The 22,662-nt window shown below is 62.9% G+C and carries 19 protein-coding genes; 8 read left to right on the top strand and 11 right to left on the bottom strand.

The genetic code is table 11. The features are described from left to right. Positions 1–2,064, top strand: a complete 2,064-nt coding sequence (locus ACP7AL_RS13840) for a hypothetical protein (RefSeq protein ID WP_425992148.1) — start codon at positions 1–3, stop codon at positions 2,062–2,064. A 65-nt stretch (positions 2,065–2,129) separates the two neighbouring features. On the opposite strand, the gene ACP7AL_RS13845 is transcribed toward ACP7AL_RS13840, so the two are convergent. Then, complete coding sequence (locus tag ACP7AL_RS13845) at positions 2,130–2,351, bottom strand: hypothetical protein (RefSeq protein ID WP_024575995.1); 222 nt, start codon at positions 2,349–2,351, stop codon at positions 2,130–2,132. Positions 2,352–2,577: 226 nt separating this feature from the next. Between ACP7AL_RS13845 and ACP7AL_RS13850 the strand changes: the two genes are divergently transcribed. Both ACP7AL_RS13850 and ACP7AL_RS13855 read left to right on the top strand, forming a co-directional pair. Further along, the gene (locus ACP7AL_RS13850; protein ID WP_425992150.1) at positions 2,578–2,931 is read left to right on the top strand and encodes a DUF2946 family protein; all 354 of its coding nucleotides are present in this window, start codon (positions 2,578–2,580) and stop codon (positions 2,929–2,931) included. 114 nt (positions 2,932–3,045) lie between these two features. After that, a complete protein-coding gene (locus ACP7AL_RS13855; protein ID WP_425992152.1) occupies positions 3,046–5,388 on the top strand; it encodes a TonB-dependent receptor in 2,343 nt (780 codons plus the stop codon). A gap of 150 nt (positions 5,389–5,538) precedes the next feature. Here ACP7AL_RS13855 and ACP7AL_RS13860 read toward each other — a convergent pair whose 3' ends face one another. Further along, entirely contained in the window at positions 5,539–6,060 is a 522-nt protein-coding gene (locus ACP7AL_RS13860; protein ID WP_425992154.1) for a GNAT family N-acetyltransferase, read from the bottom strand. 196 nt (positions 6,061–6,256) lie between these two features. Further along, complete coding sequence (locus tag ACP7AL_RS13865; RefSeq protein ID WP_425992156.1) at positions 6,257–6,721, bottom strand: NUDIX domain-containing protein; 465 nt, start codon at positions 6,719–6,721, stop codon at positions 6,257–6,259. Positions 6,722–6,912: 191 nt separating this feature from the next. Between ACP7AL_RS13865 and ACP7AL_RS13870 the strand changes: the two genes are divergently transcribed. Beyond that, entirely contained in the window at positions 6,913–7,812 is a 900-nt protein-coding gene (locus ACP7AL_RS13870) for a metallophosphoesterase family protein (protein WP_425992158.1), read from the top strand. Here ACP7AL_RS13870 and ACP7AL_RS13875 read toward each other — a convergent pair. From ACP7AL_RS13875 to ACP7AL_RS13885, 3 genes are all read right to left on the bottom strand, one after another. After that, on the bottom strand, positions 7,809–8,372 hold the full coding sequence (locus ACP7AL_RS13875; RefSeq protein ID WP_024919430.1) for a hypothetical protein: 564 nt from the start codon (positions 8,370–8,372) through the stop codon (positions 7,809–7,811). The two genes, ACP7AL_RS13870 and ACP7AL_RS13875, sit on opposite strands and share 4 nt — an antisense overlap. 202 nt (positions 8,373–8,574) lie before the next feature. Continuing rightward, positions 8,575–8,784 carry a DUF4170 domain-containing protein gene (locus ACP7AL_RS13880; protein ID WP_006018959.1) on the bottom strand — a complete coding sequence of 70 codons (210 nt, stop codon included), beginning with the start codon at positions 8,782–8,784 and terminating at the stop codon, positions 8,575–8,577. A 268-nt stretch (positions 8,785–9,052) separates the two neighbouring features. After that, positions 9,053–10,492 (bottom strand): helix-turn-helix domain-containing protein, encoded by a 1,440-nt coding sequence (locus ACP7AL_RS13885; RefSeq protein WP_425992161.1) that lies wholly within the window; start codon positions 10,490–10,492, stop codon positions 9,053–9,055. 149 nt (positions 10,493–10,641) lie between these two features. Here ACP7AL_RS13885 and ACP7AL_RS13890 point away from each other — a divergent pair, with 149 nt between their 5' ends. From ACP7AL_RS13890 to ACP7AL_RS13905, 4 genes are all read left to right on the top strand, one after another. Further along, entirely contained in the window at positions 10,642–12,282 is a 1,641-nt protein-coding gene (locus ACP7AL_RS13890; RefSeq protein ID WP_024919432.1) for an isocitrate lyase, read from the top strand. Positions 12,283–12,512: 230 nt separating this feature from the next. Further along, a complete protein-coding gene (locus ACP7AL_RS13895; protein ID WP_425992163.1) occupies positions 12,513–13,733 on the top strand; it encodes a lytic murein transglycosylase in 1,221 nt (406 codons plus the stop codon). An 89-nt stretch (positions 13,734–13,822) separates the two neighbouring features. Further along, a complete protein-coding gene (locus ACP7AL_RS13900) occupies positions 13,823–14,323 on the top strand; it encodes a DUF1993 domain-containing protein (RefSeq protein WP_425992165.1) in 501 nt (166 codons plus the stop codon). Positions 14,324–14,574: 251 nt separating this feature from the next. After that, the gene (locus tag ACP7AL_RS13905) at positions 14,575–15,672 is read left to right on the top strand and encodes an alkene reductase (RefSeq protein WP_425992167.1); all 1,098 of its coding nucleotides are present in this window, start codon (positions 14,575–14,577) and stop codon (positions 15,670–15,672) included. 69 nt (positions 15,673–15,741) lie between these two features. On the opposite strand, the gene ACP7AL_RS13910 is transcribed toward ACP7AL_RS13905, so the two are convergent. The 5 genes from ACP7AL_RS13910 to ACP7AL_RS13930 all read right to left on the bottom strand — a co-directional run bounded on the left by ACP7AL_RS13910 (position 15,742) and on the right by ACP7AL_RS13930 (position 22,456). Beyond that, on the bottom strand, positions 15,742–15,936 hold the full coding sequence (locus tag ACP7AL_RS13910; protein WP_006018953.1) for a hypothetical protein: 195 nt from the start codon (positions 15,934–15,936) through the stop codon (positions 15,742–15,744). Positions 15,937–16,330: 394 nt separating this feature from the next. Beyond that, positions 16,331–16,759, bottom strand: coding sequence for an acyl-CoA thioesterase (locus ACP7AL_RS13915; protein WP_006018952.1), 429 nt, complete (start codon positions 16,757–16,759; stop codon positions 16,331–16,333). Positions 16,760–16,798: 39 nt separating this feature from the next. Beyond that, positions 16,799–18,886 carry a 3-hydroxyacyl-CoA dehydrogenase NAD-binding domain-containing protein gene (locus ACP7AL_RS13920; RefSeq protein WP_425992169.1) on the bottom strand — a complete coding sequence of 696 codons (2,088 nt, stop codon included), beginning with the start codon at positions 18,884–18,886 and terminating at the stop codon, positions 16,799–16,801. A 10-nt stretch (positions 18,887–18,896) separates the two neighbouring features. Beyond that, positions 18,897–20,180 (bottom strand): acetyl-CoA C-acetyltransferase, encoded by a 1,284-nt coding sequence (locus ACP7AL_RS13925; RefSeq protein ID WP_425992171.1) that lies wholly within the window; start codon positions 20,178–20,180, stop codon positions 18,897–18,899. After that, complete coding sequence (locus ACP7AL_RS13930; RefSeq protein ID WP_425992173.1) at positions 20,180–22,456, bottom strand: acyl-CoA dehydrogenase; 2,277 nt, start codon at positions 22,454–22,456, stop codon at positions 20,180–20,182. Before ACP7AL_RS13930 ends, ACP7AL_RS13925 begins: the two co-directional genes overlap by 1 nt. Positions 22,457–22,662 lie beyond the last annotated feature (206 nt).

Below are 22,662 nucleotides of genomic sequence, written 5' to 3' on the forward strand. Positions count from 1 at the left end.
ATGCAGTACGGCATTGCATTCGCGCCCCTCGTTCCCACGCTCGTGCTGTGGGTCGGCCTCGCTGCCATCGTCGTGATCGCGGCTGTCCTGATGCTGGCGCGCGCGCGCGGCGCAGCGGTGCGTGTTGCTGCGCTGGCGCTGATCCTGCTTGCGCTGGCCAATCCGTCGTTCACGCGCGAAGAGCGCGAACCGCTGACCTCGGTCGCGGCGGTCGTGATCGACAAAAGCCCGAGCCAGAATTTCGGCGAGCGCACCCGCGAGACCAACGGGGCACGCGAGGCACTGGTCGCCCGTTTGAAAGACATCAAGGGACTTGAGGTGCGCGTCGTCGAGGCCGGACAGGCCGACGGCGAAACCGACGGCACCAAGCTGTTCTCGGCGGTCACCTCGGCGCTGTCCGATGTGCCGACCGACCGCGTGGCCGGTGCGTTTCTCATCACCGACGGACGGGTGCACGACATTCCCGCCACTACCGCCGCCATCGGCTTCAATGCGCCGGTGCATGCGCTGATCACCGGGCGCAGCAACGAGCGCGACCGCCGCGTCGCCATTGTCGCCGCCCCCCGTTTCGGCATTGTCGGGCAGACCCAGACCATCACCTATCGCCTCGACGATCAGGGCGTCACCAGCCAGAGCGCCCGGGTTGTGGTCCGGCGCGACGGTGACGTGCTGAGCGAGCGCGCGGTGCGCAGCGGCGAGCAGGTCAGCGTGACCATCGAGATACCGCATGCGGGGCCGAACATTGTCGAGATCGAAGCCTCGAAGCTCGACGATGAACTGACGCCGGTGAACAACCGCGCCGTGGTTTCCATCGACGGCGTGCGCGACAAGCTGCGCGTGCTGCTGGTGTCCGGCGAACCGCATTCCGGCGAACGCACCTGGCGCAACCTGCTGAAGTCCGACGCCAGCGTCGATCTGGTGCATTTCACCATTCTGCGCCCGCCCGAGAAACAGGACGGCACCCCGATCAACGAACTGTCGCTGATCGCATTTCCGACGCGCGAACTGTTTCAGCAGAAGATCAACGAATTCCAGCTCATCATCTTCGACCGCTACGCGCGGCAGGGTGTGCTGCCGATTTCGTATTTCGACAACATCACCCGCTATGTGCGCAACGGCGGCGCGGTTCTGGTTTCGGCGGGACCCGACTATGCGAGCCCGACCAGCATCTGGCGCACGCCGCTCGATGCGATCCTCCCCGCAGAGCCGGTCGGTGTCAGCGAACAGGCCTTCACGGCACGCCTGAGCAATATCGGCAAGCGCCATCCGGTGACGCGCGGGCTTGAAGGCTCCAGCAGCGAGCCGCCGCACTGGAGCCGCTTCTTCCGCCTGATCGACACGCGCAACCCCGCCAACCCGCCGATCATGGAAGGCGCCGACGGCAAGCCGCTGCTGCTGCTGTCACGGCAGGGCGAAGGCCGCGTCGCGCTGCTGCTGTCCGACCACATCTGGCTGTGGGCACGCGGCTATGAAGGCGGCGGCCCGCATCTCGATCTGCTGCGGCGGATGTCGCACTGGCTGATGAAGCAGCCGGATCTCGACGAGGAAGCACTGCGGCTGAAAGTCGAGGGCCGCGATCTCGTCGCGGTGCGCCAGACCATGGCCGACACCGTGTCGCCGGTCACCATTACCTCTCCATCCGGTGTGATGCGCCAGGTGACCCTGAACGCCGGCGAACCCGGCGAATGGCGCGCGTCGGTGAGCGCCGACGAGCTTGGCCTCTGGCAGGCCACCGACGGGTCGCTGAAGGCGCTGATCAATGTCGGCCCGGTCAATCCGAAGGAATTCGCGGAAGTCACATCGACGACGGAAGCGCTGCGTCCGCTGCTTCAGGCGACCGGCGGCGATGCGCGCCGCGTGGCCGACAGCGGCAGCATCGATCTGCCGCGCGTGCTGCCGGTGCGCGCCTCGACCGTGTTTCGCGGCGAGGGCTGGCTCGGCGTTAAGATGCGCGATGCGAGCGTGGTGCGCGGCATCGGCGTGCTGCCGATCTTCGCCGGCCTGATTGGCCTGTTGCTGCTGCTCGGCGCATTCGCCAGCACCTGGCTGCGCGAAGGCCGCTAGTTTCTCGGCCATTGGCCGACTGGGCCAATGAGCAAGCTGGCTGCAAATTCAGACGCGGCGGAAAGTTAAGCGGCCGAACGCCGGGCCATCGCGACCGACAGCATCGAGATCAGCTCCGACAATGGAACATGGATGCTGACCGGCTTCAGCTTGAGCTGGAAGGTCATGATCGCTTCGTGGCAGCGAAGCCCCTTCCCGCCCTTGACCAGGCCCAGATCACGAATGAGCTTGTAGGTTTTACCGTCCGCCATTCGCACAAGACGGACGTTCTCAAAATACTTGAGCATTCACGCTCTCCTCGCGCGAATGAGAACAGCCGTTCGTTACGATTCGGTCAACCATGACAGCCATGTAACAGCCGCGCCCTGTGTCCTTTGGGTCGCGCGCCGCCGCTTTCGGCCACGCCCTCCAGCCCCCTGTGTTGACACCCTGGCCTCGGCCAGCGATGTTATATTATAACATCGGCAACCGGACCGGATGGGTCTAACCGGATGGTGTGGGGCGCATCGGCTCATGAACTGGCTGCGATCGAAGGCAAAGAGATTGTCGCTGCTGGCGCTGTTCGCGCTGGCGTTGCAACTCGGCCTGTCGTTCGGCCATTGCCACCACGATGTCGCCGTTGCCGGTATCGCGGCGAGCCAGTCGCAAGCATCGACGCCCGATACAGACCACGACCAGGATGTCCATCGCGACCTGTGCGCCATCTGCGCAACCATGGCGATGGCCAACACCCTCGTCGCAGCAGTTCCACCCTCTCTGACGATGCCGCTGACGGTCACGGCGCTCCGGACCGCCTTCCATTATGAAACCGTCGCGGACGACGCCCGCCGCGGCGCATTCCGCTCCCGCGCACCTCCGCAAGCCTGACTCGAATTGTTGTCCGATCCCGACGGTCGCCGCGCAGCGGTGATCGCGGGACATTCGAGGTGAGCCGCCCGGTCCCACACGATGGATCGGAGGCGGCATCAGGATCAAAGCATCATGTCGTACAAGTTTCTTCGCGCCTCGCTGGCCGGCGGCTCCGCCGTCGCCATGGCGCTTCTCGTCAACGGCGCCGCGCGGTCGCAGCAGGCTGACCCTGGCGGCGGCGAAACGCTGCCCGAAATCGTCGTGCAGGCGCCGAGCCCGATCCAGCGGCCGCATCGGCATAGCGCGCAGCCGGGCCGCACCACGGCCGCAGCGCCAGCCGCTGCCCCTGCGCCCAACCCCGAAACCTTTGCGGGCACACTGCCGATTGTCACCGATCAGTTTGCCACCGTTACCGTGGTGCCCAATGAGGAAATCCGGCGCAGCGCGGCTTCGACGCTCGGCGATCTCCTGAACAACAAGCCCGGCATCACGGGCTCGTCCTTCGCGCCCGGCGCATCGAGCCGTCCGATCATTCGGGGCCTCGACGTCAATCGCGTCGGCATTGTCGAGAACGGCATCGGCAGCAACGGCGCGTCCGATCTTGGCGAAGATCATTTCGTGCCGATCGATCCGCTCTCGACCAATCAGGTCGAGGTCATCCGCGGACCGGCAACGCTGCGCTACGGGTCGCAGTCGATCGGCGGCGTGGTCAGCGCCAGCAACAACCGCATTCCGGACACCCTGCCCTGCAGCGCGGTGCCGTCGATCCAGACCTACGGATACAATGTCAAGACGCCGCAACTCTCGCCGTCGAATCCCTGCGCCAGTTTCGAGACGCGCTCTTCGCTCTCCAGCGTGGATCTCGGGCGCGAAGGCGCGGTGCTGCTCGATGCCGCCGGGAACAACGTCGCGATCCATGCCGATGCGTTTGCGCGCAAGACCGAAGACTACAGCATTCCGAATTCGCCCTACCGCTTCGATCCGACGCGGCCATTCGCCGGCAAGCAGCCGAACTCCTCATCACAATCCGACGGCGCATCGATCGGCGGATCGTATTTCTTCGCGGGCGGCTTCATCGGCGCAGCCATCCAGCAGAACAACAGCATCTATCACATCCCCGGTGAGGACGGCGAAGACCACCGCACCCGCATCAGTGCGCGGCAGACCAAGCTGACGGTGAAGGGCGACTATCACCCCGACACCAAGGCGATCGACGTGATCCGGTTCTGGGCCGGCGCCACCGACTACAAACACAACGAAATCGGCCTGGCCGATCCGGCTGATTTTTCAAGCGACGGCGTGCGCCAGACCTTCACCAACAAGGAACAGGAGGGCCGCCTCGAGGTGCAGTTCGCGCCGCTCAATCTGCGCTTTGCGGCCTTTACCACTGCGGTCGGCGTGCAGGCCTCGCATCAGGAATTGACCGCGCCGAGCCCGGACGATCCGGGCAGCCCGCTCAACGGCCTGTGGGACCCGAACAGGAACACCAAGGTCGCCGGGTACATCTTCAATGAGTTCAAGTTCAGCGAGATCACCAAGGCGCAGGTGGCAGCGCGCGTCGAGCATGTGAATTTGAGCGGCACCACGCCCGCTTTCATTCCGGACCTTTTCGATCTCAACCTAAACCCGGCCGACATCGGCCCGGCGACGCCGCGCAACCTGAACTTCACACCGAAAAGCGGCAGCGTCGGCCTGATCCAGAATCTGCCATGGAATCTGGCGGCCAGCATCACCGGCCAGTACACCGAACGCGCGCCCAAACCCGCCGAACTGTTCTCGCGCGGCGGCCACGATGCAACCACGACCTTCGATATCGGAAATCCGAATCTCGGCATCGAGACCGCGAAGTCTGTCGAGGTCGGACTGCGCCGCGCGACGGGACCGTTCCGGTTCGAACTGACCGGCTACTACACGCGCTTCGACGGCTTTATCTACCGGCGGCTGACCGGCAACACCTGCGAAGACGTGACATGTCAGGCCGGGCCAGGTCTCGAACTCAATCAGGCGATCTACTCGCAGAAGGACGCGACCTTCCGCGGCGGTGAATTCCAGTTCCAGTATGACGTGCTGCCGGTGTGGGCGGGTCAGTTCGGCATCGAGGGACAGTATGACGTCGTGCGCGCCACTTTCACCGACGGCACCAACGTGCCACGCATCCCGCCGCAGCGGCTTGGCGGCGGCGTCTACTATCGCGACGCCAACTGGCTCGCGCGCGTCAACCTGCTGCACGCCTTCGCGCAGAACGACATCGGCGGCATCGAAACCTCGACACCGGGCTATAACCGTCTGCGAGCCGAGCTGAGCTACACCACAAAGCTCGCCAGGAGCGACTGGTGGAGCGCGAAGGAATTCACCTTCGGTGTTGTCGGCGACAACCTGCTCAATGAAGACATCCGCAACTCCGTATCCTACAGCAAGGATCAGGTGCTGCTGCCGGGCATCGGCGTGCGCATGTTTGCAAATGTGAAGTACTGAGCGATCTCACCATAGGGTCGTCCCCGCGAAAGCGGGGACCCATAACCATCGGCGTCTCTGTTCTGCACAGAGGCGCAACGTCCCGCGCACACCTCCACCTTTAGGGAGTATGGATCCCCGCTTTCGCGGGGATGACATCGGATGTGCGGCTCAGCGGGGAGAGGGAGCGAACGTCCAGTCCGGACGGATCGCTCCGCTGACGCCTTCAAAAGCGCCGTCGACGAGTTCATGCACCAGCAGGCGCGCGTGATCGACCGGTCCGGGCATCGTCGCCTGCCCCTTCGGAATCCGCTTGAAGCCGACGCGGCTGTAATAGGCTTCGTCGCCGACCAGCAGCACCAGCCGGTGACCCTTTGCCTTCGCATCCTTCAGCGCGCGATCGAGCAGCGCCCGCCCGACGCCGCGATCGCGGAACGGCGGCTCGACGGTGAGCGGCCCCAGCAACAACGCCGGCGTGTTGCCGATGCAGACCGGCAGTTGCCGCACCGATCCGACCATCAGTGTGCCGATCCGCGCGGTGAACGACAGATCGAGCAGATGATCGACATGCTCCCGCAGACGATAGGCGCTGAGCGCATAGCGGCCCGGCCCGAACGTGCGCTCGTGCAGGCGCTCGATGGCCTGCTCGTCGCCGGGGGTTTCGGCCAGGATGGTCAGGGAAAGGTCGGACATGATGGACCGCGAATTAGCATCTGGCGTCGGCACGGTCTACGGCCCACCGGATCGACTGAGCTGAAATCTCCGCCCAATCACGAGTTCACCCGCCGTCATTCCGGATGCGCGTCCTTCACGCGCAGGCCCGGAATCCAGAACGACTGGATTCCGCGTGCGCTCGCTTGACGCTCGCGCCCTGGAATGACGGAGGCGGTTAAATCCAGTCCTCGGTCAAAGGCCGGTTATCCAGCACTTCGGCGATCCGCGCCCTTGTCCCTTGGGTGGTGTCGGATGGCAGATCCGCGACCCTGAAAAAGCCGCAGGCCACGATTTCGTGGTTGGGCTCAGGCATCCGGTCCTGCCGGTACTGCCGCACGACATAGACTGCGACATGGTCGCGCGGCGACACCCGGCGGTTGAAGAACAGGCCATGCAGGAGCGGCTCGCCGGTCATCTCGATCCGGCCCTCCTCGATCAGTTCGCGCTTCAGCGAACTCAGGAAAGTCTCGCCGGTCTCGACGCCGCCGCCCGGCAGATGCCAGCCGGAGACGTAGCTGTGCTTCACCAGAAACACGCGGTTCTCGCCATCGAGCACGACCGCGCGCACGCCGAGCGTCATACCACGGGCGAAGCGCCAGTAGACGTGAAACATGCGCCGGAGCAGAGGCTCGATTTTCATGCGAACGTTTGAGATGTCCTTCGTCAAAATCAGTTCCGAAATTCCGACGCCGTCATGGCCGGATTATCCGGCGATCCACGTCCAGCAAACCATCAAGAAAGTCGTCATGCCCGCGTCAAGAGCCCGGGCACGACGATGTGCGGCATTCTGAATATCATGACATTTCGAGATAACGCATGTAACAAAAGGTTATGACGTCGTTCGTGCTCGCGCATCTGTCCGATCCGCATCTCGGCCCGATGCCGCGGCCGCGTCTGCGCGAACTCGTGGGCAAGCGCGCGATCGGCTATCTCAACTGGCGGCGCAAGCGGCACATGGTCCACCGCCGCGAAGTGCTCAGCGAACTCGTGGCCGACATGCACGCGCAGCAGCCGGACCACATCGCCGTCACCGGCGACCTCGTCAACATCGCGCTGCCGCTGGAATTTGCCGAAGCCCGCAGATGGCTCACGAGCGTCGGCACGCCGGAGGATGTGTCGCTGGTGCCGGGCAATCACGACGCCTATGTGCGCGGCATCCGTGACCATTTTCCGCAAGCCTGGGCGGACTATCTTCGCGGCGACGGCGCAGCGAAGAACAGCGAAGCGACATTCCCCTATCTGCGGCGGCGCGGCCCGCTTGCGCTGATTGGCGTGTCCACTGCTGTTCCCACAGCACCCTTCATGGCGACCGGGCGGCTCGGGCAGCAGCAGCGGGGCGATCTCGAGAAGCTGCTGCCGAAGCTTGCCTCCGAGAAGCTGTTTCGCGTGCTGATGATCCACCATCCGCCGGTGACAACGCCGGGCCGCTGGGCGGCGCGATTGCGCGATTCCGATGAACTGCTGGGTCTGGTTGCGCGCCACGGCGTCGAACTCGTGCTGCACGGCCACGATCACCGCCATGCCACCGTCTGGCTCGACGGACCGCGCGGACGGATTCCCGCGATCGGCGTGCCGTCCGCCTCCGCAATGGCGCACGGGCACAATCATCCCGCCGCCTACAATCTGTTTTCAATCGAACGAAACGGCGATGCGTGGCGCTGCCAGCATCGCGTGCGCGGGTTCGCCGATGGCATGATGCTCGGCGAGATCAAGGATGAGAAACTGATCTAGATTCCGCGCAGCGCCATCACCAGCGCGAAGCCGAACAGCGCGGCGAGACCTGCGGCGAATCCGAACGCGAAGGTCCAGACAGCACTGCGGCGCTTCGCCGGGATAGCGGCAGCCGTCACGGGTGCGGGAGCCGGCGTCACCACCATCGCGTGCTCGCGTTCGATCAGGCGGCGCGCGATATAATCCGTCACCGCATCGACCATCACCGGGATGTCGTGCGACTCGGCAATCACAATGCGCCCGAAGCGGGTGTCCTGGACGAAGCGGTAGATGCGCTTGTCGCGGCCCATCGCGATATGCGCGACGGCGTCGATCCACAGCCGCGGCGTGTCGCCCTGGCTGATGCCGCGATCGAACAGATCGACTCCGGCCGGAATCTCGGAGAACAGCGAATCGAGCGCGTCGTTGAGAATTTCCAGCCGGGCGACTTCGGCGTCGCGCAGATCGACGACCACGCTGGTGCGGTCGGCGGCCTCGATGCGAGCCTTCCGCAGGGCGTCGCGCAACCGGAACGGGTTCAGTTTGCCGGCTGAATCGCTCGGGACGCTCTGTTCCGCCATGACCTGAAAACCTTAGGGTTCGATAGGTTTGTTTCGACACGCTTAATCTATCAGTAACCCTGTTCCCGCGCCAAGGCCTCGGGCCGTTTCGCGCGTGGTTTCATGGCGTTGTTCATGTCCCAAAATGAAAACGGCCCCGTCCGGAAGCGGAACAGGGCCGTAAATTGGGGCGGGCGACGCACCCGCCCGGGAGTTGTCGGTGTCAGGTATTCGAGCGGTTCGGCTCTTCCACGATGGAAAAGCGAACGCTGCCGCGATGACGGTTCTCTTCGGAGACGACACGCCAGGCGTCCTCGGCTTCCTTCCGGGTCTTGAAGGGGCCCTGAACCTGTGCCGAGCCCGCCACGAGTTTGTGGAAGTTCATCGAGCCGAACTCTCCGCCGATCACCCAGAAAATGCTGCCGCCGCTCATGTGAGTCTCCGTTCGTTAGCTTGAGCGCACCAGACTGTTTTTGTGAGCATGTTTCGGAAACGGATCCGCTTCCAGTCATGCCCGGCATTTCAGCCGCTGCGCTTCTCGTCGTGTACTGATCTGAACACTATCTAATCACGTCGGCGGCTTTTGTAATGGAAATTTTGCAATAATCCAGTCCGGCGGTTCGCGGGTCCGCGTCATCGCCACAGAAAGCACTGCAAAATAAGGCGAACTTGCGCTCAAGAGACCGTCGCGCGATGAACTCTCAATCGGACGAAAATCCGAACGGAACGCTGAGCCGCCGGTAATCGTCAGGCAACAGTTCGCGCCCGATCGGAAGTTCGGATCGCGCAGCACATGTCGGACGATGACAGACGCGGCACGCGACGCCAATCGGCGTCGGCGCGTCAGCGCGGGGCCCGGAGTCATCGCTGGTATAAATCAGCTTTTCCGCATGTTCAGCCGCGCATCCGATGGCGATGGCGCGCTCCACACGCGGCGCGCCGAACGAGCCGCCGCCGGCGGTGACGGTGCGGGCAATGGAAAAAAAGCGCTGGCCGTCAGGCAATTCCAGCCACTGCGTCACAATCTGGCGCGGCGTTTTAAACACCCCGTGCACCGACCACAGCGGACAGGCTCCGCCGTGCTTCGCAAAGGGAAAGCCGGCGCCGTCGAGCAGCTTGGAAATATTGCCTGCCGGATCGACGCGGATCAAAAAGAACGGAACCTTCTCGGAGCCCGGCCTTTGCAGCGTGGTGATGCGATGCGCGGTCTGCTCGAAACTGGTTCCGAACTGGCGCGCCAGCGCTTCCATATCGTAGCGGCGCGTCTCCGCGGCTTTCACGAATGCGGAATACGGCATGATGAGCGCCGCCGCAGCGTAACTCGCGAGCGACCGGTGCGCCAGGAGTTCGCCGCTCTTGGTGGTGAACTGGCCGGCTTTCAACGCTGCACCGATCTCATCTTCAAATTCGAGATAGGCGAGTTGCTGAGCCAACTGGAAGTTGAAGCTCGCGGTGTCGAGCGAGTCATCGAACAGGATTTCCTTGCGGTGACGATCCAGCCGCCGCACCGAGCCGAGCATGACATTGGGCGGCAAATGGCGGACGCGGAGATTATGCCGCGAGCGCAGCCGCTCGATCAGCCAGGCCTGATCCGCGGGCCCCTGAAGAATGCGCTCTGCCGCATCGTCAATATCCGCAAAGTTGTTTCGGCGCGCGGCCAGAAAACGCCGGACTTCCGCGACCGGATCGTTGGCGTCCAAACCGCCAGGCCCTGAGCGCGATGCAGCCCCTGTCAGACCGGGGCTCCTGCGATCGGCCAGTGCGAGCTGTTCTTCGCGGTAGGCCGTGTAGAGCCGCAGGAATGCTTCCGCCAATCCGGGATAGCCGATAGCGATATCGCTGATTTCAAGCGGCGGAATATCGATGTCGGCAAACATCGGCTCTTTCAGAACCGCCTGCATCCGCGCGGTATGATCGGCGCCGCCGTCGCCCGCGAGATCGGCGAGATCGATCTTGTAGGTACGGGCAAGGCGCAGCAGCATATCCGCCGTCACCGGCCGCTGATTGCGCTCCAGAAGCGCCACATAAGGCGCGGAAATGTCCAGATCCGCCGCCATGTCGGCCTGGGTCAGCCCCAGATCGCGTCGCAGCCGCCGCAGGCGCGGACCCATGAAAACCGAGCGGATTGTGGCTGTTGCCATGGGAATCGTCCTACTGACTTACCTCTATTGTAAAATAATTACAGCATTACAACGAAAGTTTGTAAAGTCTGACAAGCTATCTTCAATCCCTCTAGCGAATGTCCGCGTAATGGGTTGAAACAGGGACAACTTCACAAGGGAACACCACCATGAATTATCAATCGCGCGGAATCTCCGACCAGGCAATTCAAGGCCCGTCTTCATACAAGGCGGAACTCACTGCGGCTGAGGCTCTCCTCAAGGACCATCCGGCCTGGAACGGCGTGACCGCCGAGGCGGTTGCCCGCATGCGCCTGCAGAACCGTTTCAAGACCGGCCTCGACATCGCCCGCTACACCGCGGACGTGATGCGCGCGGACATGGCGGCGTACGATGCTGATCCGACCAAGTACACCCAGTCGCTCGGATGCTGGCACGGCTTCATCGCCCAGCAGAAGCTGATCTCGATCAAGAAGCACTTCGGTGGCAAGACCGACCGCCGTTACCTCTACCTGTCGGGCTGGATGATCGCAGCGCTGCGCTCCGAATTCGGACCGCTGCCGGATCAGTCGATGCACGAGAAGACCTCGGTGCCGGCGCTGATCGAAGAACTCTACACTTTCCTGCGTCAGGCCGACGCGCGCGAACTGAACGACATCTTCCGTGAGCTCGACGCTGCCCGTAAGGCTGGCGACAAGGCCAAGGAAGCCGCGCTGATCGACAAGATCGACAACTTCCAGACCCACGTCGTGCCGGTGATCGCCGACATCGACGCAGGCTTCGGCAACGCCGAGGCAACCTATCTGCTCGCCAAGAAGATGATCGAGGCAGGCGCATGCGCCCTGCAGATCGAAAACCAGGTGTCGGACGAAAAGCAGTGCGGCCATCAGGACGGCAAGGTCACTGTGCCGCACGAGGTCTTCATCGCGAAGATTCGCGCCTGCCGCCATGCGTTCCTCGAACTCGGCGTGGACAACGGCATCATCGTGACCCGCACCGACTCGCTCGGCGCCGGCCTCACCCAGCAGATCGCCGTCAGCCACAAGCCGGGCGATCTCGGCGACCAGTACAACAGCTTCCTCGACTGCGACGAAGTTGACGCATCCAACGTCGGCAACGGCGACGTGATCATCAGCCGCAACGGCAAGCTGTTGCGTCCGAAGCGCCTGCCGAGCAACCTGTACCAGTTCCGCTCCGGCACGGGCGTCGATCGCTGCGTTCTCGACAGCATCACCTCGCTGCAGCACGGTGCTGACCTGCTGTGGATCGAAACCGAGCGTCCGAACATCGCGCAGATCGCCGAAATGGTCGATCGCATCCGCGAGGTGATCCCGAACGCGAAGCTGGCCTACAACAACTCGCCGTCGTTCAACTGGACGCTGAACTTCCGCTGGCAGGTGTTCGACGAGTGGAAGGCGGCCGGCAAGGACGTCAGCAAGTACAACCGCGCCGACCTGATGAAGGTGGAGTATGACGACACGCCGCTGGCGATCGAAGCCGACAAGCTGATCCGCACCTTCCAGGCGGATTCGGCCAAGCGCGCCGGCATCTTCCACCACCTGATCACGCTGCCGACCTATCACACGGCTGCGCTGTCGACCGACAACCTCTCGAAGGAATACTTCGGCGACCAGGGCATGCTCGGCTACGTGAAGAACGTTCAGCGTGCGGAAATCCGCCAGGGTATCGCCTGCGCGAAGCACCAGAACATGGCCGGCTCCGACATCGGCGACGACCACAAGGAATACTTCGCTGGCGAAGCGGCCCTCAAGGCCGGTGGCGCTCACAACACAATGAACCAGTTCGGCTAAACGAACGGCTCGACACAATCACAACAACGAAATGCCCGGCCTCAAAGCCGGGCATTTTCTTTTGCGGAAGCTGGTTTCCGCGTGTCGCTTCGGCCACGCAAGGGAATTGTAAACAACATCCAATTCGTCATTGCCGGGCTTGACCCGGCAATCCATCGCAGCACAAATCGACGAAGATTTTAGATGGATGGCCGGGTCAAGCCCGGCCATGACATTCAGGGGAAACTCTCATGCTGCGCTTTCCTTCCATGCTTGGCGTTCTGCTTGTCGGCGCTGCTGCGTTCGCCTCCCCCGCCCATGCCCAATCCGGCGCACGCTGCCATGGCGGCCAGAGCTTCGATCAGTTTCTGGCGCAGTTGAAACAGGACGCGGTCGCCGCCGGCGTGTCGCAGCGCGCGATTGCCGCCGCCTCGCCCTACATGGTGTACGATCAGGGCATCGTGAACCGCGACCGGGGCCAGCGCGTGTTCGGCCAGATCTTCACCGAGTTCTCCGGCCGCATGGCATCCGAAGGCCGCAGGGTCAAAGGCCAGCAACTGATCCAGACCTACGCGCAGGCCTTTGCGCGCGCCGAAAGAGAATACGGCGTTCCGCCTGCGGTGATCACGGCATTCTGGGCGCTGGAGAGCGACTTCGGCGCGGTGCAGGGCAAGCTGCCGACGCTGCGCTCGCTGGTGTCGCTGGCCTATGACTGCCGCCGCTCCGAGATGTTCCGGCAGGAGACCATCGCCGCGCTGAAGATCATCGACCGCGGCGATCTTTCGCCCTCCGAGATGATCGGGTCATGGGCCGGCGAGCTCGGCCAGACCCAATTCCTGCCGCGCCACTACTTCGATTACGCCGTGGACTACGACGGCGACGGTCATCGCAACATGCTGCGCAGCGCGCCGGACGTAATCGGTTCGACCGCGAACTACATCGCGAACGGACTGAAATGGCGGCGCGGCGAGCCGTGGCTGCAGGAAATCCGCGTGCCCGTGAACCTGCCGTGGGATCAGGCCGATCTCACCATCAAGCACCCACGCTCGAAATGGGCGGCTTGGGGCGTGACATATGCCGACGGGCGTCCGCTGCCGAAGGACGAACTGCCCGCTTCCGTGCTGCTGCCGATGGGCCGCACCGGGCCGGCGTTTCTCGCCTATCCGAATTTCGCCGCCTACACCGAGTGGAATAACTCGCTGATCTATTCGACCACGGCGGGCTATCTCGCTACCCGCATCGCAGGCGCAGGTCCGATGCGAAAACCTGCAGCGCCGGTTGCGCAACTGCCGTTCAACGAGATCAAGGAATTGCAGCAGCTGCTCGCGCGGCAGGGCTACAACGTCGGCAAGATCGACGGCATTCTCGGCCAGCAAAGCCGCATCGCGATCAAGACCATGCAGGTCAAGTACGGCCTCCCGGCCGATTCATGGCCGACCGCCGAATTGCTGGCGCGCATGCGTGGCGGCTGATTGTCAACTGCCGGCACTTGCAAGCACAAAGAGAACATCTACATCGGGCCAGTCTGCTTCACGGCAAAATTTTCCCCGAAAGGTCCCCCATGTCATTCTATGACGGCTCCGTTCCGGTCTTTGTCCACACACTGACGGCCATGTCTGCATTTCTCGCCAAGGCCGAAAGCTTTGCGAAGGAAAAATCAATCGATCCTGATGTTTTGCTGAACGCACGGCTGCACCCGACCATGTATCCGCTCAAGCGGCAGGTGATGGCGGCGTGCGATGCCGCGGTGCGCGCATCTGCACGCTTCGCGCAGCTTGAACTTCCGTCATTCCCCGACACCGAGAATACATTCGCCGAGTTGCAGGCTCGAATCGAGAAGGTCCTTAGCAACATCAAGACGATCGAGCCGTCGAAATTCGAGGGCGCAGGGACGCGCGAGATTACGTTTCCTTCGGGACCCGGCACGACGCGAACGGTGACTGGCCAGGAATATCTCAACCACATGGCGCTGCCGAACTTCTTCTTTCACTGCACCACCGCTTACGACATCCTGCGCCACAACGGCGTTGAACTCGGCAAGCGCGACTTCCTCGGCGCGTAAGAATCGCGAAGAAAGCAGCGTTACGCTGCTTTCTTTTCGTCCCATCGACGGCGTGAAGACGATTTGCATCGCCTTGCCTCCATGGCGAGGGAAATCGTTCTTCGCGGCGCGCGCCTGTGTTTTAAACACGGAACACATGACTGCCATTCAGCCTGCCTGAATCAGGACTTTTCAACCGGCCGAGACTTGCGTTTTCAGAGCCGGGATACTTACATGCACCTGCATTGAAGTCACCCTCAGGAAAAGCAGCCATGTCCGTTTCCAAACTCTTCGATCCCTACAAGCTCGGCGCCGTCACCCTTTCGAACCGCGCCGTCATGGCTCCGCTGACGCGCAACCGCGCTGTCGCGGGCTTCGTTCCCAATCCGCTTGCCATCGAGTACTACGGACAGCGCGCATCCGCCGGGCTCCTGATCACCGAGGCGAGTCAGGTCTCGCAGCAGGGCCAGGGCTATCAGGACACGCCCGGCATCTACACCAAGGAACAGGTCGCGGGCTGGCGAAAGGTCACCGACCACGTGCATGAGCGCGGGGGCCACATCTACATCCAGCTCTGGCATGTGGGACGCATCTCGCACACCAGCCTGCAGGTCAACGGCGGCGCGCCGGTTGCGCCCTCCGCGATCCGCGCCAATACCAAGACCTTTGTCGGCGGCTCATTCGCCGACGTCTCCGAGCCCCGTGCGCTCGAACTCGGCGAAATCCCCGGCATCATCGACAGCTTCAAGCGCGCATCGGCCAACGCACTCGAAGCCGGATTCGACGGCGTCGAAATTCATGGCGCGAACGGCTATCTGCTCGACCAGTTCGCCAAGGACGGCAGCAACAAGCGTACGGATGCTTACGGCGGCCCGATCGAGAATCGCGCGCGCCTGATGATCGAGGTGGCACAGGCCGTCGCCGCCGAAGCCGGCGCCGACCGCACCGGCATCCGCATCTCGCCGGTGACACCTGCCAACGATGTGTCCGACAGCAGTCCTCAGCCGCTGTTCGACCACATCGTCGATCAGCTCAATGCCCTGAAGCTCATCTACATCCATGTCATTGAAGGCGCGACCGGCGGTCCGCGCGACAACGCACCGTTCGACTATGACAGCCTGCGCAAGCGCTTCAGCGGCACCTACATCGCCAACAACGGCTATAACTTCAAGCTGGCGACCGAAGTGCTGGACAAGAACAAGGCCGACCTGATCGCATTCGGCAAGCCGTTCATTTCGAATCCCGACCTCGTCGAGCGGCTGAAGCTGGGCGCGCCGCTGAACGATTTCGACAAGGCCACGTTCTACGGCGGCGGCGCGAAGGGCTACACCGACTATCCGGTGCTCGGCCGTCAGGCCGCGGCGGAATAACGCGCTCACGCGTATCCTGAATCAAGAAGGCCGGATTGCACCCCGGCCTTCTTTCGTTTTGGGAAGAGTTTATGCAGGAAGCGGATCGAGCTGCCCGGCAAGGAACCGCGTCGCGGCGCGTTCAGCTTCGCGCGCGTTCTTGAAAACGCGCCCATCGAGCGGATTGAACTTATGCACCGCCGCGAAGAAGCGAAAACCCGACTTCTCGCGAACAACGATACCTGCGGCTTCCGAACTGACTTCGATGATGTAGGTGTCCGACATGTTCTATCCCGTGCCCCGTCCTTAGGGTTTCTCACGCGCTATAACCCCGAAGGGCTGAAAAGGTTTCAGCCCCTTGAAGCCTTCAACACACCGCCTCTTTCCGACTCATACCGATCTGGTATGCACATCCCGGGCCAACAGCAGAGAGCCTGTATTCAGCCCGAAATGACCGGAAAACAAACGGTGAGTGACTCCCGCGTGTGCAGTGCGCCGAACCTGTAGGCGCTTCGCGCGACAGTTTTATAACTGGAATGCATAGACCGGAAGATCGTCGGGGACAGCGCGACAAAATAGCAATGCCGGCTCCGTGCAGCGCAACAAAACGGGACGAACGCATTCGTACAACCGTCACAGTTGCGAAAAATTACCTAACGTCTTGAGGAAGAATCCCTCGTCAGACGCTGACGGATGGAGAACGCTGCCCGATGGGTTGCGGACGGCCCTCGTCATCGATAGCGACGTAGGTGTAGTTCCCGTCGGTCACGAGAATCAGTTGCGATTCCTTCCGGCGTTGCACCCAGGCCTCGATATGGACGGTGATCGAGGTGCGGCCGAGCCGGACCGTGGTGCAAAAAACCGAAACCACATCGCCGACATTGACCGGCTTGCGGAACGTCATAGCTTCAATCGCAACCGTGACGGCGCGGCTCTTCGAAACCTTGGACGCAAAAATACCGCCCGCAATATCCATCTGGCTGAGCAGCCAGCCGCCGAAGATATCGCCGTTCTGGTTGGTGTCCGCAGGCATCGCCATGGTGCGAATGGAGAGTTCGCCCTCTGGCGCGGCTGGGGCGGGCGCGGCGTGAACGGGCGTGTCTGCCATCGATGAAATCCGTCAAATGAAGCTGAACGAAAATATGTGTCAGGCGAACGTATCCCACCCGGCGTCCGGTTTAAAGCGATCGCCGAACTTCGCTTCCAGCGCCTTCAGCGCCGCGACAACGTTCGCGCCGCCGCGGGTGCGTGCATAGTTCAGCGGACCGCCACGGAACGGCGCATATCCCGTGCCGAAGATCATGGCGCCGTCCACCACATCGCCATTCTCCACAATACCTTCGCGCAGACAGGCGACGCAGACATTCGACATCGGCAGGATGAGGCGGTCGATCATCTCCTCGGTGGGCTGGACCGGCGACGGCAGTTTCACCGCCTTGCCGTCCTTCCACTCGTAGAATCCCTTGCCGGTCTTGCGGCCGAGTTCGCCCTTCTTCACCTTTTCGCGCAGCCAGTCCGGTGCTGGCGGGAGCGCGGCTTCGCCGAACTTCGAGCGCAGCATATCGCCCACGGCAAGGCAGATATCGAGCCCGACCTGATCGGCCAACTCAATGGGCCCCATCGGCATGCCGAACTTCTCGGCAGCAGCATCGATGACGGCCTTGTCGACCTTCTCGTCGAGCATCACCATCGCTTCCAGCATGTACGGCGTCAGTGCGCGGTTGACGAGGAAGCCCGGCGAACTCTTCACCGGCAGCGGCAGGCGATCGATGGCACCGACAAACTTCAAAGCCGTCGCTAATGCACGCGGATCGACAGTGTCGTGGCTCACCACCTCGACGAGTTGCAAACGTGACACCGGATTGAAGAAATGCAGGCCCAGCAGCCGCTCGGGGTTTTTCAGCGTGGTGCGCAGATCCTGCAATGGAATGCTGGAGGTGTTGGTGGCAAGGATCGCGCCGGCTTTCATCACAGGCTCGAGCCCGGCATAGACCTTCTGTTTCAGTTCGAGCTTTTCCGGCACCGCCTCAATGATCAGATCGGCGTTGCGCACGCCTTCCCCGGTCATGTCCGGCATCAGCCGGTCGAGCGCATCGCGCAGATCGGTCTTCTTGCGGATGATCTTGCCGAACAGATCGGAAGCGCGCTTGACCGCGCCGGCGATCGGTTCAGCCTTCATGTCGGCCAGCGTCACGCGCAGGCCCTGATAGGCGCACCACGCGGCTATATCTCCGCCCATCGCACCCGCGCCGATGACATGAACATGCTTCACGGTGTTGCGGCCGTCGGCGAGCTTCTTCATCTGTTCGCGCAGGAAGAACACGCGGATCAGATTCTGCGCAGTCGGCGTCACCATCAGATTGGCGAACGAGACCTGCTCCGCCGCCAGCATCGCCTTGCGATCGCCGCCGTGCTTTTCCCACAGATCAATCAGCGCGTAAGGCGCGGGATAATGATCCTTCGGCGCGGTCTTCGCGGCCTCGCCGCGCATCCTGTTGGCAAGAAGGCCGCGCACCGGGCCGAGATTCATCGCTCTCGCAAGCAGGCCCTGCCTGTGCGGCCGCAGCCGCCCGAAGATCGCGTCTTTCACCGCATTTCGGACATGCCGCTCCTGCGTCACCGCATCGGCCAGGCCGAGCGACTTCGCCTTGCGTGCATCGATGGTCTTGCCAGTCAGCATCATCGTCATCGCCTCGAGCGGACTGACGAGATGGGTGAAGCGCGCGGTGCCGCCAAGCCCCGGATGCAGGCCGAGCATCACCTCGGGAAATCCGAAGCGGGCGTTGTCGATGGCGATGCGCGTGTTGCACGCCAGCGCCACTTCGAGGCCGCCGCCGAGACAGAAGCCGTGGATCACCGCGACGCTTGGAACCTTGAGCGCTTCCAGCCGGTCGATCACCGCATGGGCACGCGCCATCGGGGTTTCGACCTCGCGCGGATCGGTCACGCCGCGAAATTCGTTGACGTCGGCACCCGCGATAAAGCCCGACGGCTTGGCCGAGCGAATGACAAGGCCGGCCGGGCGGTCCTGCTCCAGCGCGGCAATGACGGTCTCGAACTCTTCGAGCACGCTCGCAGACAGCGTGTTGGCGCTGGTGCCCTCGCGGTCGAACAGTAGCCAGGCGATACCATCGCTGTCGCGCGTCAGTTTAAAGTTCCTGTACGGTCCAGCCTGCGGCTCCGGTCCGAGTTCGAGGACGCGGTCCTTGAGAACATCCATGATGCGTGAGTCCATGTCCGTTCCCTTACAATGTCTCGATCAGCATCGCGCCGCCGAGGCCGCCGCCGATGCATTCGGTGGCGATGCCGCGCCGGGTGCCGAGCCGCTTCATCGCGTTGACCAGATGAAGCACGATGCGGTTGCCGCTGGTGCCGACCGGATGCCCGAGGCTGATCGCACCGCCGTCGACGTTAAGCTTTGTGCGGTCGATCTCGCCCGCCGCGCCGTCGAGACCGAGCACCTCCCGGCAGAACTTGTCGTCGTTCCATGCCGCCAGACACGCCAGCACCTGCGAGGCAAACGCCTCGTTGATTTCCCAAGTCTCGATGTCCTGCAATTTGAGCTTGTTGCGCTTCATGAGTTCGGCGGATGACAGCACCGGGCCGAAACCCATGATGCTCGGATCGAGCCCCGCCCACTGGCTGTCGACGATGATCGCCTTCGGCTTGAGGCCGTATTTGTTTACGGCGTCTTCGGACGCCAGAATGGTCCAGCATGCGCCGTCGGTGATCTGGGACGAATTGCCCGGCGTCACCTGTCCCCATGGCCGCTCGAAGGCGGGCTTCAGTCTTGCCAGCTTGTCCATCGACGAATCGGGCCGCACGCCGTCGTCATGGTCGTAGAACTTGCCGTCGCGCGCGAACGAGGTCTCGACCTCGCCTTTCAGGAATCCCTGCTCCTGCGCATTCGCCAGCCGCCGGTGACTTTCCACCGCGTAGGCATCGGCCTGCTCGCGCGTCACGCCCATCAGATGCGCGACGACTTCGGCGGTCTGGCCCATGTTGAGATCGGTGATCGGATCGGTCAATCCGCGTTCAAGACCGATGATCGGCTTGAAGTCCGAAGGCCGCGCCTTGAGAAACGCTGCCGCCTTCGACAGCGTGTCCTTGGCGCCCGCAAATTTCGCGAACCAGCGCACGCCCGACAGCGGAAATACCAGCGGTGCGTAGCTCAGCGCTTCCGCGCCGCCCGCCAGGATCATGTCGGCCTTGCCAGCCTCGATGTAGCGGTACGCCGTGTCGATCGACTGCATGCCGGAGCCGCAATTGATCTGCACGGTGAACGCCACCATGCGCTTGCCCATGCCGAGGCGAAGCGCCGCGACGCGCGCCGGATTCATCTCGTCGGCGATGACATTGACGCAGCCGAGAATGACCTGATCGAACGCATTTGGCGCAAAAGGTTGCCGCGCCAGCAAGGGCCGCCCGGCCTGAACTGCGAGATCGACCGGGGTGAATGGCCCCGGCCCGCCTTGTACTTTCAGGAACGGCGTGCGTGCGCCGTCAACAATATAAACCGGACGCGCCATCAGCTTGCCGCCCGGTCCGGCGAGGTCTGCTTGAGATCTGGTTGTTTCAGCTCCTGCCGCTTCCTGTAGATCGGCGACAGCGCTTCGGGTGCAAAGTCGTCGACCTCGATCACCAGCGCGACCGCATCGTGCGCGGCCTTGAGCTTTGCGCCTTCGTCGGCGGTGATGACACCTTTCTTCACGGCTTCGCTCCAGTCTCGGATTTTTGCAGCATGCATTTTCTTCTCGATCGGCTCGTTGGCGGTGACCAGCAGGAACGCACGCTCCAGCCGCGCCAGCGGACCATCGTCGTTGCCATGATAGAGGCCCGCGGTCAGCCGGTCGCGCACCGCACCCGGCGCAAGGATCATTTGCGCGCAGTGGTGCACAACCTTGTCCGACGGACCGAGCGGATTGGCGCCGAGCGGCTGGATCAGGAATTTGAGGATCACGCTCACAAAGCGGTTCGGCAGATTGGCAATCACCTCCGCAAGACGGTTCTCGATGGTGCGGATGCCGTTTGCCATCACCCATTGGAGCGCGGGGAAGTCCGCGTCCTGACGGCCCTCGTCCTCCCAGCGTTTCAATGCCGCCGAGAGCAGATACAGTTCGGAGAGAATGTCGCCGAGCCTTGCCGACAGCATTTCCTTGCGCTTGAGCGCACCGCCGAGCGTCAGCAGCGCCATGTCGGAGCAGAGCGCAAACGCTGCCGAATAACGCGAGAGCTGGCGGTAGTAACCGGTCGCGGCGCCAGCCTCGGGCGCCGGAGCAAACGCGCCGCCGGTCCAGCTCCGGCCCCATGCGCGGAATGTATTGGTGATGGCGTGGCCGACATGCTTCCAGAACGACGCATCGAAATCGGCGAGACCCTTCTTCCGGTCGGGATCGCCGATCGCATTCATTTCGCTAAGCAGATAGGGGTGCGCGCGCACCGATCCCTGCCCGAACACGATGAGATTGCGTGTCAGGATGTTTGCGCCCTCCACCGTGATGGCGACCGGCACCGAGCGATAGAGATTGCCCATGTAGTTCTGCGGCCCGTCGATCACGGCCTTGCCGCCATGAATATCCATTGCATCATCCACCGTGATGCGCAGCCGCTCCGTGGCGTGCAGCTTCATGATGCCCGACACGACAGCCGGATGAATGCCCTGATTGAGCGCGGCGCAGGTTAGCCGTCGTGCGGCGTCGAGCTGGTAGGCCGTGCCCGCGATGCGCGCCAGCGGCTCCTCGATACCCTCGAACTTTCCAATCGGCACATGGAATTGCTCGCGGATGCGCGCATAGGCCCCCGTGGCGCGCGCGCAGTACGCCGCACCTGCGGAGGATTGCGACGGCAGAGAGATGCCGCGGCCCGCGGCCAGCGCTGTCATCAACATCTTCCAGCCCTGGCCGATGCGCTCCTGTCCGCCGATGATGAAGTCCATCGGAATAAAAACGTCCTTGCCCCAGTTCGGACCGTTCTGGAACACCTGCATCGCCGGCAGATGGCGATGACCGATGCTGACGCCGGGCAGGTCAGTCGGAATCAGCGCAACCGTGATGCCGAGTTCTTCCTCGCTGCCGATCAGGTGATCTGGATCGTAGGCCTTGAACGCAAGACCCAGCAGCGTCGCCACCGGGCCAAGGGTGATGTAGCGCTTGTGCCAGTTCAGCCGCAGGCCGAGTGTCTCCTTGCCGTTGAACGTGCCCTTACAAATGATGCCGGTGTCGATCATCGACGCGGCGTCGGAGCCGGCCTCCGGGCTGGTCAGCCCGAAGCAGGGAATCTCGCGGCCTTCCGCAAGACCGGGCAGCCACCTGTCACGCTGCTCCTTGGTGCCGAAGTGCATCAGCAGTTCACCCGGCCCGAGCGAGTTGGGCACCATCACCGTGACCGCCGCCGTCACCGACCGCGACGAAATTTTCCGAACCACTTCCGAATGCGCATAGGGCGAGAAGCCGAGGCCGCCATAGTCCTTCGGGATAATCATGCCGAGGAATTTGTTGCGCTTGATGAACTCCCAGACTTCGGGCGGCAGGTCGCGCCATTCCCAGTTCACCTTCCACTCGTCGACCATCTCGCAAAGCTGCTCGACCGGGCCGTTCAGGAAAGCCGTCTCTTCGTCGGTGAGTTTTGCCGGAGCGAAGGCCAGCAGCTTCGACCAGTCGGGATTGCCGGTGAACAGATCGGCGTCCCACCAGACGTCGCCGGCCTCGAGCGCCTCGCGCTCGGTGTCGGACATCGGCGGCAGCGCCTTGTGCGCCCACGCGAAGATCGGACGGGTGATGAGATCGCGGCGGAAGGAGAAGCTCATGGGACGATCCTTTTGTGGAAAGGCCAGCGTAACCACGGGGCTGAAATGCTAGGGCATGAACCCGAAATGCGGGAGTAGATTTCGTTTAGATCATGCCTCATTCTAGCGGCGGTAGTGCTGAAAATAGCTTCGGCGGTGTGTCGCGTTTAAAGCGAAAGCCCCCAAAAATTCCTATGTTTCAATAACCTGCAGAGCGGCGCAGCGTT

The organism is Afipia sp. DC4300-2b1, from assembly GCF_049895725.1.
GTDB classification, from domain to species: domain Bacteria; phylum Pseudomonadota; class Alphaproteobacteria; order Rhizobiales; family Xanthobacteraceae; genus Afipia; species Afipia broomeae.